The 12161-nt window shown below is 43.8% G+C and carries 22 protein-coding genes and 1 tRNA gene; 18 read left to right on the top strand and 5 right to left on the bottom strand.

Annotated features, from left to right (window positions below):
- Positions 1 to 77 precede the first annotated feature (77 nt).
- Positions 78 to 386, top strand: coding sequence for an MTH1187 family thiamine-binding protein (locus KQJ23_RS00440; RefSeq protein WP_216476624.1), 309 nt, complete (start codon positions 78 to 80; stop codon positions 384 to 386).
- 542 nt (positions 387 to 928) lie between these two features.
- Positions 929 to 1000 (top strand) — tRNA-Thr (locus KQJ23_RS00435).
- Between the two features lie 55 nt (positions 1001 to 1055).
- On the opposite strand, the gene KQJ23_RS00430 is transcribed toward KQJ23_RS00435, so the two are convergent.
- From KQJ23_RS00430 to KQJ23_RS00415, 4 genes are all read right to left on the bottom strand, one after another.
- Positions 1056 to 2279, bottom strand: coding sequence for a tyrosine-type recombinase/integrase (locus KQJ23_RS00430; RefSeq protein WP_216476623.1), 1224 nt, complete (start codon positions 2277 to 2279; stop codon positions 1056 to 1058).
- Positions 2280 to 2297: 18 nt separating this feature from the next.
- Entirely contained in the window at positions 2298 to 3173 is an 876-nt protein-coding gene (locus KQJ23_RS00425; RefSeq protein WP_216476622.1) for an ImmA/IrrE family metallo-endopeptidase, read from the bottom strand.
- Positions 3174 to 3262: 89 nt separating this feature from the next.
- Positions 3263 to 4123 (bottom strand): BRCT domain-containing protein, encoded by an 861-nt coding sequence (locus KQJ23_RS00420; RefSeq protein ID WP_249529404.1) that lies wholly within the window; start codon positions 4121 to 4123, stop codon positions 3263 to 3265.
- A 70-nt stretch (positions 4124 to 4193) separates the two neighbouring features.
- A complete protein-coding gene (locus KQJ23_RS00415) occupies positions 4194 to 4550 on the bottom strand; it encodes a helix-turn-helix domain-containing protein (protein WP_216476620.1) in 357 nt (118 codons plus the stop codon).
- Positions 4551 to 4717: 167 nt separating this feature from the next.
- On the opposite strand from KQJ23_RS00415, the gene KQJ23_RS00410 reads away from it, so the two are divergent.
- From KQJ23_RS00410 to KQJ23_RS00345, 14 genes are all read left to right on the top strand, one after another.
- Complete coding sequence (locus KQJ23_RS00410; protein ID WP_216476619.1) at positions 4718 to 4972, top strand: helix-turn-helix transcriptional regulator; 255 nt, start codon at positions 4718 to 4720, stop codon at positions 4970 to 4972.
- Positions 4973 to 4974: 2 nt separating this feature from the next.
- Complete coding sequence (locus KQJ23_RS00405; protein ID WP_216476618.1) at positions 4975 to 5184, top strand: hypothetical protein; 210 nt, start codon at positions 4975 to 4977, stop codon at positions 5182 to 5184.
- Between the two features lie 135 nt (positions 5185 to 5319).
- Entirely contained in the window at positions 5320 to 5835 is a 516-nt protein-coding gene (locus tag KQJ23_RS00400) for an XRE family transcriptional regulator (RefSeq protein ID WP_216476617.1), read from the top strand.
- Positions 5836 to 5846: 11 nt separating this feature from the next.
- A complete protein-coding gene (locus tag KQJ23_RS00395; RefSeq protein ID WP_249529402.1) occupies positions 5847 to 6164 on the top strand; it encodes a hypothetical protein in 318 nt (105 codons plus the stop codon).
- A 9-nt stretch (positions 6165 to 6173) separates the two neighbouring features.
- The gene (locus KQJ23_RS00390; protein ID WP_216476616.1) at positions 6174 to 6329 is read left to right on the top strand and encodes a hypothetical protein; all 156 of its coding nucleotides are present in this window, start codon (positions 6174 to 6176) and stop codon (positions 6327 to 6329) included.
- A 255-nt stretch (positions 6330 to 6584) separates the two neighbouring features.
- A complete protein-coding gene (locus tag KQJ23_RS00385) occupies positions 6585 to 7511 on the top strand; it encodes a hypothetical protein (RefSeq protein ID WP_216476615.1) in 927 nt (308 codons plus the stop codon).
- A complete protein-coding gene (locus tag KQJ23_RS00380; protein WP_216476614.1) occupies positions 7492 to 7845 on the top strand; it encodes a hypothetical protein in 354 nt (117 codons plus the stop codon). The genes KQJ23_RS00385 and KQJ23_RS00380 overlap by 20 nt, the downstream gene beginning before the upstream one ends.
- Before the next feature lie 10 nt (positions 7846 to 7855).
- Positions 7856 to 8122, top strand: a complete 267-nt coding sequence (locus tag KQJ23_RS00375) for a hypothetical protein (protein WP_216476613.1) — start codon at positions 7856 to 7858, stop codon at positions 8120 to 8122.
- A gap of 122 nt (positions 8123 to 8244) precedes the next feature.
- Entirely contained in the window at positions 8245 to 8502 is a 258-nt protein-coding gene (locus KQJ23_RS00370) for a hypothetical protein (RefSeq protein WP_216476612.1), read from the top strand.
- Positions 8503 to 8516: 14 nt separating this feature from the next.
- The gene (locus tag KQJ23_RS00365; RefSeq protein ID WP_216476611.1) at positions 8517 to 9074 is read left to right on the top strand and encodes a hypothetical protein; all 558 of its coding nucleotides are present in this window, start codon (positions 8517 to 8519) and stop codon (positions 9072 to 9074) included.
- A complete protein-coding gene (locus tag KQJ23_RS00360) occupies positions 9071 to 9406 on the top strand; it encodes a DUF7694 domain-containing protein (RefSeq protein ID WP_216476610.1) in 336 nt (111 codons plus the stop codon). Before KQJ23_RS00365 ends, KQJ23_RS00360 begins: the two co-directional genes overlap by 4 nt.
- Positions 9407 to 9458: 52 nt before the next feature.
- Entirely contained in the window at positions 9459 to 9809 is a 351-nt protein-coding gene (locus KQJ23_RS00355) for a hypothetical protein (protein ID WP_216476609.1), read from the top strand.
- A 45-nt stretch (positions 9810 to 9854) separates the two neighbouring features.
- On the top strand, positions 9855 to 10022 hold the full coding sequence (locus tag KQJ23_RS00350; RefSeq protein ID WP_216477070.1) for a hypothetical protein: 168 nt from the start codon (positions 9855 to 9857) through the stop codon (positions 10020 to 10022).
- Positions 10022 to 10477, top strand: a complete 456-nt coding sequence (locus KQJ23_RS00345) for an XF1762 family protein (protein ID WP_216476608.1) — start codon at positions 10022 to 10024, stop codon at positions 10475 to 10477. Before KQJ23_RS00350 ends, KQJ23_RS00345 begins: the two co-directional genes overlap by 1 nt.
- Here KQJ23_RS00345 and KQJ23_RS00340 read toward each other — a convergent pair.
- Positions 10470 to 10721 (bottom strand): hypothetical protein, encoded by a 252-nt coding sequence (locus KQJ23_RS00340; protein WP_216476607.1) that lies wholly within the window; start codon positions 10719 to 10721, stop codon positions 10470 to 10472. The two genes, KQJ23_RS00345 and KQJ23_RS00340, sit on opposite strands and share 8 nt — an antisense overlap.
- 67 nt (positions 10722 to 10788) lie before the next feature.
- Between KQJ23_RS00340 and KQJ23_RS00335 the strand changes: the two genes are divergently transcribed.
- Both KQJ23_RS00335 and KQJ23_RS00330 read left to right on the top strand, forming a co-directional pair.
- Positions 10789 to 11415: an RNA polymerase subunit sigma-24 gene (locus KQJ23_RS00335; protein ID WP_216476606.1), complete on the top strand. Its 627-nt coding sequence runs from the start codon at positions 10789 to 10791 to the stop codon at positions 11413 to 11415.
- 179 nt (positions 11416 to 11594) lie between these two features.
- On the top strand, positions 11595 to 12155 hold the full coding sequence (locus KQJ23_RS00330) for a tyrosine-type recombinase/integrase (protein ID WP_216476605.1): 561 nt from the start codon (positions 11595 to 11597) through the stop codon (positions 12153 to 12155).
- Positions 12156 to 12161 lie beyond the last annotated feature (6 nt).

Raw genomic sequence — 12161 nt, 5'->3', positions numbered from 1 at the left:
AGATTAGATGGCATCTGCCCTTGCGTGATACAATGGGGGGAGAAGAAGCAGAGTTTTAGAGAAGAGGAGGGATTTAAGTGGCCATTGCCGAAGTGACCGTTATTCCGATCGGTACAGGCTCAACCAGTCTCAGCAGCTATGTGGCTGATCTCCAGAAGGTGCTGGAGCAGCAGCCCGGGATTACCTTTACACTGACCTCAATGAGCACCATTATAGAAGGATCGCTGGACGATATTTTCTCTGCCGTTCGCGCCATTCACGAAGCTCCATTCCAATCCGGCGCCCAGCGGGTGTCAACCTCGCTAAAGATTGACGATCGCCGGGATAAGGCAGGCTCGTCCGCTCAGAAGCTGCGTTCGGTTCAGGAGAAGCTGGAATTAAGCTGAATCTCGCCTTTATGAAGATTTGACGGAGCAAGCTTGCAAGGGGCGCGTTGTGAGCTTGGGCTATTGACTAAGGCTGGGGCTATAGCAATGATGTCTGCATGATGCGCTCGGGCGGGATACTGTTGATGAGGAAGGGTTTTATACAAAATATCGGATAAACTTCGGCTAATTCTGCACATAATGAAGAGGCTTGTACGAAATATCGTACAAATTCGGCCCGATTTCACCAAGAATGAAAAATTTTATACGATAAACCATACAAAACATAATCGTTTACCATATGAATTTATGGATTTGTACGAAATTTCGTATAGATGTTTCAGCCTCTTCAACAGAAAATGGAATGTGCTACCGGATCGATCCTGATCGCCCTGTCCCATAGGAACCGTGGCCCCGAACAATATAGGGTGATATTATCGTCGCGGTAACCGAAATGATCACAGTCTCGGCAAAGTCCGAAAGGGTTTTGCACGCTTCCACGTTTTGAGGCTTGCAAAATTCTAAAAACGAGTTATAATAATTTTCGTTCACTTTTGTGAAACGCTGGTGTAGCTCAGGGGTAGAGCAACGCACTCGTAATGCGTAGGCCGGGGGTTCAATTCCCTTCACCAGCATATTTAAAGATTCAAGCATGGCGCGGCCCCCGAGGTTTTCGGGGGCCGCGTTACTTTACTTCAAACTCGGAACTTCTAACATTCTTCTAACCTTTATCGCTCTAAAGCTTTTCTTCGGAAAAGAAGTGATAGCTTTATTGTTTGCACTTTTTTCACCTAAAATAGAACTTCCGATATTCTTCAGTGCTGCTTCTTGCAGGTTCGGCAACACGTGTGAGTATATGTCTAGAGTAACTTTAATAGAGGAGTGCCCAAGGCGTTCTTGAACAATCTTTGGGTGAATTCCTGATTTTAAAAGAAGAGAGGCATGGGTGTGCCGTAGATCCTGAAACCGAATTCTAGGGAAGTCAGGACGATCCTTAATGATTTTGTTCAGAATCCGGTAATAATGCCGCATGAGGTTTCTGGGACCAAGAGGCGTTCCCACACTCGTCTGAATAACTAGTCCGTGGTCCTTGTAGCATTGACTATGTTTCAACTGAACCTGCCTCGAAAATAGTTTCTCTAGGATAGAGACTGTATTTTCAAACAAAGCAATGGACCTCTCAGAACTCTCCGTTTTGGTATCGTTAAAATCATGACCTCCGGCTGCATCAAGGGTGTAGGCTTGGCGGACAGAAAGCATCCTTATTTTAAGATCGACGCAATCTCTGGTCACTGCTAAAATTTCTGATTGACGCATCCCTGTGGATGCTGCAAGTTCAAATGCTTCATAATACTGATCTTCTTTTGCAGCCTCCAAGAAAATCTTCAATTCTTCTTCATTCCAAACCTTAAACTTTGTTTTTTTTCCCTGAGGGAGATCTACTACTGTAGCTACGTTTTGCGTGACATAACCCCATAATACGGCACGATTTAAAGAGTCTAAAATAAGCACATGCGCTTTTCTGATGGAACTAACTGATATTTTATTAATCAGCACCTTATTATATAAGTCATGAAGGTGTTTCGGTTTTAGTTTGCTTAACTGTATTGAACCGATGTTAGGATTAATATGTGTATTAACTAGCCACCTATAAGATAACCAGGTATTGTACTTGACGGATGTTTTTTTGTCCTCGAGCCACTCAGACATCTGATCTCCCACAGTTTTTTTTGTTGGTTCAACAAATGTCCCTCGTTGATAATCTGCTAGGACACCTGGCAGAGCATTTTCGGCATCCCTTTTTCTGCTATAACCGGATAACCATTTCTGATTTCTCTTCCCGGTCACTTCGTCACGTTCCAATTCGATTACGATGTAGTATCTTTTCCCCTTCTTAGCGACAGAACCAGTCATAAGTTAGCAACCTCCTTTTTAAAAAATTGATGCTTCAAATTCATAATCCAATATGGACTTTACATCCTTCATCTGTATTACAAGACGGTTTGAAATACGGCCATATTTTAGTCGAAGGACATCAAGGTTAATAAATAGCCGGCCATCTCTATATTTAAGATCAGATATATTCAATAAAGTATATTTGTATTTGCCAATCTGTTCTTCATCGGCGCGCTCAAAAGGACCGTCAATCGGAATTTCAATGTCGCTCAGTGTAGATAATATGGAGCCTCCGATTTGGACAATAAGCTGAGACGGGCCATCTACATCATTCATAAAGTCATAATAAGAATAAAATGAACATGAATCTTCTAAGCAATCCACATCATCAGACAGGTGAATTTGATCTCGGGAACTAGAAATTTCTTCATCCATAATCCCTTGAGCTATACGCCGATTTATCTGATCAAGCCTCTTCTCTGCAAATGTCCTCGGTACGTCAAAGTGATCAGTAAAAAACTGTATGGCAAGGTCATGTCTTTCTGGAACCTCCAACTTTCTAATCATATGAAAGGGGATAGCAGCATACATTGCAAACTGTTCTGCCTCCATTTCTTGGCCCTCCCGGAAAAGCTCCGGCATCATTCTCTGATCCCCCGAATGCCGTAGCAAATGGCACATCTCATGAAAGAATACAATCCTTGATACAATCTCTTTATCACGTTTATTTAAGAAAATCGCCCTAGCATTAGCATCAGAGAACGGTCTACACTTTTCATAGATTATATCAATCCTCAATTTTACCGCGATAATCTGGATGTCCAAGTCCTTAGGAACCAGCACGCCGAGATTATAGTATAGTCTTTCAATCCACTGCTCCATTGAAGTTTCTTTATAGTAGATAAATTGCATTGGACCACCTCCTAATGGGAATGTATGTTCGGTATTATACTAAAAAAATAATAGCCTGAGAAGGGCTGTTATTTTTTTTGAAATAATTGCTACCCTAGAGCATCCCAAAAATCTATCTCATGGGCAATAATAACGTTCATTCCCTGCTTCCGCAGTTTTATAGCCTGTTCAATTTTACGACCGTAACATGAAAATGCCCAACAAGGGTTGCCACCGGACCCAACAATTAAATAATTTGTCTTTTTAGTAATTCCTTTATTAAAAAATCCACCTTTACTCAAAATCACTTTTTCTATTTCGGATCTTGTCATTCGGGTAGATTCACCTGTAAAACAGAACAACTTCCCATCAAACTCAATATTAGGACCTAATGCACAAATGCCACTAATATTCATTTGATTTTTTAGTTGTTCCATTTCGCCAGAATGGATGTTGTAAGATATGGATGTGTCAATGAAATCAGAAAAGAAAGCTTTGAGCAGCAGTGTTTCGTTCAAATCTAACATTCCATCTTTCATAACAGTATGGAGCAATGAATAAATCTCATCATATGGGAACATAGATTCAAGGTGATCGTGATCATTAAGCCATTCCTTTAAGTATGAAAGCTCAGAGTATTCAATTTTGTTATCACTTAAAATCCCATGAATTATTCCTTGTAAAATATGAAGGTCTGTTGTAATCGCATCATAATATGGGTTGATTTCAAGATAATTTTGACATACCCAAGAAATGTCCTCTACTTCGTCTATGGTGACTACCCCATCAGATAGAGCTTGTTCAATAATAGGGATGATTTCCTTGAATGGATACGTAGACCGATATTCATTTAGTGATAGCCAATTCCTCAATTCATCAACTTCTGCCTGACTAACCTCTTGATCAGCCCGAATCCCCTCTATCAATCCCAACAATGAATTTAGTGATTTTTCAAAATTAGCCTTACTCATGAATTGAGAATAATCAACCTGGCTCATTCTTTACCATCTCGCTTTTTGTCCTCATCGGATGAGGGAGTTGCTATTGATTATTGTGTCTTTCAGCTTCCTTAACTGCGCGATTTTTCATCTCACGATAACGCTTAAGAGCTGCATCCATCTCTGCAATTTCATCAGGAGTGTATTTGTCTGGTCCACCGTAGAAAAACATACCGTCTTCTACTTTTGAGCGTGGCTGATCTGTTCTTCCTAATAGATAGTCAGTATCAACGTCAAGCACATCAGCTATTGCCACCAGTGTCTCATCGGATGGCTTACTATGCCCGTTTTCGTAATTGCTAACCGCTGCTTTTGTTAAATTAATCTTTTCTGCTAGTTCCTCTTGAGTGAGCTTTATTTTTTTTCTCCAGAACGCAACTCTGTCACCACGGAATGCCAATATAATCTCACCTCAATGCTTAAGAAAGTACAGTGTTATTGTACCTATAATTTCGAAAAGCGGCATTCAAGTACATGATAATTGTATTTTAGTTCTTGACATACACTAATCTTGTACATATAATCAAAATATGAGGTACAAGAATAGTGTACAAGTGAGGTGATTAAATGAAAAACCATACACTAATTAAATCAAGAAAGAAAAAGGGGTTTACGCAGGAAGAGCTAGCTAAGAAACTAGGATATTCAAAAGGTACAGTTAGTAATTGGGAGAACGGTTACTCAAATCCATCACTCCCTGATGCATTCAAAATTTCAGAAATTCTTGATGAAGACATTAATATACTTTTTTTAGTTCTAAAGGTACATGATTGGTGTACAAAGGAGCAATCTGCAACATCCGAACACAAGGAGGTGGGATAAAGATGGAACAAGGCGTTTATTCCGAAACAGACGTAATCACAATTCCAGAATTGGCCAAACGCATTAAGGTTGATAAAAACAAGGCTTATGATATTACCTTTCAGCCGGGATGCCCGGTATATGACCTTGGTGGTGAGAGAGGCAAGCGAATTATCTGGGGAGATTTCCTTGGATGGTTCAGAAATAGGTACAAGATTGCTTCTGGGGAATAAAAGGACCGCCGGGACGGTACCGGTCTTCGGCGGTTGTGGAATGACTGAGGTTAAGGGAATGACTTGCAAATTAATAATATCGCACTCCCTTGTCCGAAAGCATCCTGAAAAATGGACAAACGGGGTGGAAAACAAATGTCAATCGGACAATTTGGTTCGTCATTAGAGGACATGCTTAAACGATCAGGAGATACGAGAGGCGCCGCAGCGGCAATTGCTCACGTTGATGCTTCTCAGATTGGAAAGATCATTAAGGGTAGCAGGAAAGCATCTGAGCCTGTCATGAAATCAACTGCAGCTCATTATGACGATGGGCAACTATACATAGCTGCGGCAGGAGAGATCACAGACGGCGCTACAGTCCCTTGGCTGGACAACGTAGACCTGCATAGGTCAAGTGTACACTTGAAGGTGTTGGAAGAGCTAGGGGAGGCAGAGGAAGCCCTGCACCAGGCTCCAATCACCAAGAGGCGCGATCAGCTCACAAATAAGGACTTGATGAAGATCAAGGCAGCCATTATGGAGTCAATCGAAGCAATTACCGCATTAACTCATTATGTATCGGTTTTATGCAGAGAGTACTGTTTTTCATATATTGGGGCTTGGCTGGAGCACAGATCCGAGCTTCGAGCAAAAAAATATATCAATTAGGAGGAATGCACATGAATGCAGTGATGAAGTCCATCCCGAGAGAGTTGCAGCAGGATCGGTACTGGAAAGGAACTCTTCACATTTTTACGAACAACCCTAAACTGCAACGCTATGCGGCATCATACATCGATTTTGAGGAATGCACCATCAATGCGGAAGGGCTGAAACGAATTGCCCGGCCTTGGAGTGATTCGGAGCGCTTCATGCTCAATCTAGCCTTACATTTGTTCAACGAGCGATACAAGGTCAATCTGTCTGATATGGACTATTTGGATACTAATAATCGCCAGATCGCTCTGAAAGCTATTCAGATGCGGTTTGCGGGATAGGAGGGACATATGCATATCAACGGGAAAGAATGGTCCGAATTGGAAAAGGGAGAGCGCATTTCCGCTTTAGAGTTTGCTCACTATCTCACTCGCATGAAATGGCTTCGAATCAATTTAGTCGGTAAAAAAGAACAATCCACCGGGTTAGGAGTCGGCAGATTGTAGGCATTGAACTAATTTTCATCTTCTATTTTACATGAATTTCGATTGCAAGACAATCGGTAGCATTAATTCAATTATGATTCCTTCGGATTCTCTTGGATGTCCGACGGACTTCCAAGAGAATTCCAAAATAGAGGGCGGTGAAGCAAAGAAATGGCGTGGATAGAAAGCCATCAAGGAACGGATAGACACCCTAAAACGGGTAAGTTTCGCAGAAAATTGGGGGTATCGGTCCCGACAGCGGTGGGGCACTTGCACATGTTTTGGTGGTGGGCGATGGAGTTTGCACAGGATGGCGATGTGTCGAAATTCGAAGCTGCAGACATAGCCGATGCCATGGAATATGATGGTGATCCCGATTTGCTAATGGATGCATTAATATATGCCGGTTACATCGATCAAACCGCGTCAGGACGCGTGATTCATGATTGGTACGATTACGCAGGCAAGCTCATTGAGCGTCGGAAAAGCGATGCTCTAAGAAAGGCAAATTCCAGACGAAAGCCAGCGGAAGATAGTAAGGACTCCGCAGACAGTCCGAAAGATGTCCAGCGGACAAATGAACGAAACGGAACGGAGTCCATATGTAACCCTAACCCTAACCTAAACCATAACCAAAAAGATATAAAAGATTCTTGTCCCGAACCGCCTTCGGCTGATCAGGACGAATCACCACCAGATGACTCTGGCAAAAAGGGGAAGAAGAAACCGGAGTATGCACCAGATAGCCAATATTATAAGATGGCGGTCTATTTCAAAGGCTTGATCGACGAAATGTCTCAAGCGGAAGGGCTGACTCATTTGACCGATCGGACAAACCTCCAGACCTGGGCTGATGATTTTCGGAAGCTGGTTGAGCTGGACAAGCAATCTGACACTGCACTTATCAAATCAGTTATGGATTGGGTTGTAAAAGATCCATTTTGGAAGAGCAACGTTCTTAGCGCGGAAAAGTTCCGCAGCCAATTTGCCAAGCTGGTCATTGCCAAGAACAATTCGGGGAAGAAGTCATCAGGCACAAGATATCAAAGGCCGCAAAAGCCGACTATTGACATTGTTGAGAGACAGCTTAAGCCAGAACAAAGTGGAGTATCAGAAGAGGAATATGCCGAGCTGCTAAAAATGGCAGAAGCCATGAAAAATGCCAAAAAGGAGGACAAGAGCAATGGTCAACCGGTGGCTTAGCAAGCAACAGGTTGAGAAGACAGGAAAGCCCTGCTATTTGCCAAAGCAGAGGAAAATCAACGGTGAGTGGGTATGGGATGGGAACTGGATAGGCGGCATGGAACCTATCTGCGACATTCTGCTCCCTTTTACCAGATGCAAACAGCTTGGTTGTCCGGTTGGACCAAAAGAGCAGCCAGCAGCCTACGTGTATAAGCAATCTGAGCCAACGCAATTCCGCTATGTCCCGTTTTGGACGCGGTTCGCGGAAGATATTGACCTCAGTAAAGCTAGTGAAGGGGAAATCAAGGTAATAAATCTACGCCGCGGCGATGGCGTTAGAAACATTGTATGAGGTGATCACTATGAATCCCCGTGCTTTGAAGATGATAGAGGCTGCTCTTCATCCACTGATCAAAAAGGGACGAAGAGTGGAACGAATTAAGCTTGTTGTATCTTCCGATGCTCCGATTTCTACCCTTCCCTTCGTTCAGACCCGATTTGGATCTGTTCGCGTGGCACCGGATGGACTGGTAAGGAAAGGGTTGGCCTACTTGATGGAGGAGCCAGGATTGCCCGGTAGAGGATTCGCATGGGTGTTCCAGGCACCAACTCCGAAGGTGGAGCGATGAAAGTTGTTTGTTATGAATGCTTCGGGGATATGGTCGAGACCAGGCAGGACTATTACAAGTGTCCTCGATGTGGATTTGCTGCTGAACAAATTAATGCAGATATCAGTGGAGGTGTCCTTGAAATGCGACAGCTCAAGCACGAAGAATGCCTATCTTTACTGGATAGTATCAGTAAGTCTCCCGAAGGAGACTGGACGCACGAGCTTACCGAAATAGCTACAGGCCCGGCCCGATATGTGGACCGTGTAAAATTGCCTAATGATCTTGAGGTTGTATATTTCCGGCATCCAGACGGAGCGCGGTCATGGCCAGCAGCAAACTGGGATCGGTTCGCGGTGCAGAGAGCGCCGCAGAAGGTTGAGCAGATGACATTATTTTGAGGAGTGATATCAACATGGGTTATAAGCCAGAACGAGAAATCAGAAGCATGCTGCATGACGGTACTGAGGTTGTATTTAACATCGGAGACAGGGTTATCTTTCAGGCGACACGCCGGGGAGGAATGCCACTGGCTGTAGAACCTGACACCATTGTTGATGACTTGATTTTAAGCCTTGAGAAAAAGGACAAGGAAATAGCGAAACTGCATGAGCAATCGATTAGATGGGAACGGGCCTTTGCCAATGCGGACAAGCAATATCTCAAGTTGGAGAAGGCTAATCCGGCGTTGCGGAGGCAAAATGAATCATCAGGCAGATTTGTAATCCAAGACAGAAAGAGCGGTCTGTATCTCAAGCATGATGGATCAAGACAAGATCATCCCTATGATGATGTCCAAAATGTAGAGGATGCTGAAGCGTGGAAGACGTTAGAACATGCCGCCTTAGCCCTCTGGTGGTACGTGGATATGATCGGGGATTACTGGATCATTAATCTTGACACCGGGGAACGATGTGTAAAAGACCTGAAGCGGGGCATTCCTCGCGTGAAAACGGAGGGGATTGCGGAATGAATAAGTGGATTGGGATGCCATCACCCAAGAGCAGACACATTGGAACGGGATGGGTTGCAGAACTTGATCGGGCTTACGTGGATGGAGAATATGCGGTTATGACCCGAAAGATTGAAACGGAGTGGGGACAGGTGATTCACGCTTGTATTCGTAACACTGACAGCACAGATATTCCCTGGGCCGAAAAACAGCGGATTAAGAATGAATTGCTTGGCAAGGAGCGTATTGCCATAGAGGTATTCCCAAAAGAGTCAGAACTGGTTGATGCAGCCAACATGTATCACCTGTGGGTGCTGCCTGCGGGGATGAAGCTGCCGTTCGGCATTCGATGAAATAAAGATCAGAGTTTGACTCATGAAGCCAAAGAGCGAAGGAGTGAACACGTTGGAGAAGTTTGAATACCTTAAGCCTGCCATGAGGTATATCCAAAGCGTAATAGGCGATTTGGAAAAAGTGTACCTCATGTCGGACTACTATCAAGAGCAGTTTTTTGTGACGAATGATGCCAGTAAACTAGAGGCGGTAGTTGATCGAGATTTTTATGCAGACCCTGGGGATGCCGAAGAGCATGCTGAATGTTATAAATTGTGGGTGTTTATCTTGGGAGTTGAGAAAACACTGTACCCCAATGTGTACAAGCGATTTAAAGATACGTACGTATCTGGCAATCACGTCAGGGGAGAGAAGAAGGTTGTGGGAGAGGTGCAGGCGATATTTACCGTATGTGATTTTTGATAGCTGCACATTCGACCCATATTGCGAAGGAGAGAAGGTGAAACATTGGCTAAAAAAGAGGGTTTCAGCGTTGGAATTGAATATCCAAGAGAAATGGGAATCGGTTCAGTAGTTAAATTTCAAAACAAGGATATTAAAATTACTAAATTGACCAAGATTGAACCAGTCACTGAAAAAGTATTTTTGGTCAGTGGAGTGGGTGAAATAATCTAATGAAATATGATCTTGTACCATTGGAGCAAAGAGAAGCTAAAGCCTTTATTGACAAGCACCATCGTCATAACGTAGCTCCAATTGCAGATAAGTATCGTATTGGATTAGCTCTCAATGACGAGCTTGTAGGCGTAGTTATGGTAGGTAGACCGATTGCTAGACACAATGACAATGGATCAACTCTAGAGGTCATACGCTGCTGTGTACTGGATGGACATAAAAATGCTTGCAGCAAGCTTTACGCAGCTGCTTGGCGTGTCGCTCGTAATCTTGGTTACAGCAGATTGATAACATACACATTGATAAGCGAACCAGGCACAAGCCTAAAGGCTGCGGGATGGCGAGTGATCGGACAGACTCAGGCACGGCCCAAGGGTTGGGATACACCGAGCAGACGGCGCAAGATGGCCGAGCGGTACCCCACTGAGCAAAAGACGATCTGGGAGATTAACTGATGCACATTTCGAAAAAAATGCGAAGGAGAGATAGGAAGTATGGCGAGAAAAACGACTCAAGCAGAGATCCGGACAAGCATTCTGGACCTAAGAAGGATATATCCGGAATTGTCACCAGAACGTTTTGCTCTTCGATATCAGCGTAGATATGGTGTACCGGCCAAATCGGTGCTGCAAGTAATTCAAGAGCAAGAAAAAAAGGCTCAATAGCAAAAAGAATCCACCGCTCTGATTTGGCCGTCATGCGGTGGATTCAAACAAACGTTCTCCTAATTCCATTATACCAGCAAAGGGGAATGAGGGGAATGGGAATGGCTGAAAAGGTACCAACCATAGAGACAAGAGTTATTGATCAGTTATCGAAGTATAGAGAACTTACTGGACGAATTCGAATCCTCGAATCGTATAAAATTGGAGCAGGAATGACAGTGAGCAGGCTGAATGAAGATGATCAGCTTCAGGATCTGCATAGGAAGTTGAAGGGGATGCCTAGTTACATGTATTTGAATAAACATGAGCAAAAGTTAGAGCAGACCGCGCATGCTTACTTAGATAGGTACCCTGCAGGAACAAGAGCACAGAAAAGAGCGATTCCACTGCGAGGCATTGATCGTGCAGATGATAAGCTTCTTTGGGAAATCAGGAAGAAGATACAGAGAGTTATTGATGCACGGGGAGGTTGTTCTTCAGACCTCGATGATGTTCTTGAAAGGGTCGCGGAATTGCAAGAACTCCAGGATGAGAAGAGTGAGATAGACAAAATTCTTGAGGTAATGAGCGAGACACATTCGCATTTTGCTGAGTTGCTGCGACTTAGATACATTCAAGGAATGCCGGTTGCAGATGTAGCTACTGAATTGTGTATTGTGCCAAGGACTTTTGATCGCTGGAGACCAATCGCCATATCGAAATATGGGGAATTAGCCGGAATGTCGTAAACGAGTCGCACTTATGTCGCATTCATGTCGTATAGATGTCGCACAGATGGCGTGAAATCCGTGTTAATATGATAGCGTGGAACAAAAGTGAATTTTGGTAACAATCCTCCTTAAATAGCCGTTTCCGAGTCCGTCGGGAGCGGCCTTTTTATTACCTAAATTGGGTTGGGGTGGTGGTGATGAAAACAGTTCAGCCGATTCGGGATGACCGAATCATTGAAGGTATGAAGCATTACTTCAGATTAAGGAGTATGAGAGATTACCTGTTCTTTTGTATCGGCATATACAGCGGTCTTCGTGTTTCAGATCTATGCAAGCTCCGTGTCGGAGATGTCCGAGGTAGCCATGTGTACGTAATGGAGAAGAAGAACCGGAATGCGAAGAGGTTTATTCTCCATCCAAGCATTCGTTCCGATCTTGATCAGTTCATTGCCGGAAAGGCAGACTATGAGTATTTGTTTTCCAGTCGGCAAAAAAAGAAGGTAAGTCAGTTAAAAGACCAGCCCATTGACCGGACAACGGCCTATCGGTTTCTAAATGAAGCAGCTCGACAGTTTGGACTTAGTGAAATCGGATGTCATACCCTCCGGAAGACCTGGGGCTATCGTCTGTATCGCCAGGACGAGCGAAATATAGCGTTACTAATGGAGGCCTTCTGTCATAGCGATATGAGGGTTACTTTGCGTTATATTGGCATCACACAGGACCTTCTGGACCGTGCAATTCTCAAGATGCATTGAAATGGG

Origin of the sequence: Paenibacillus brevis, from assembly GCF_018919145.1 — a bacterium.
Lineage (GTDB): Bacteria > Bacillota > Bacilli > Paenibacillales > Paenibacillaceae > Fontibacillus > Fontibacillus brevis.
The sequence above is the reverse complement of the archived record's forward strand: the minus strand, read 5'-3'. Positions and strand labels throughout refer to the sequence as shown.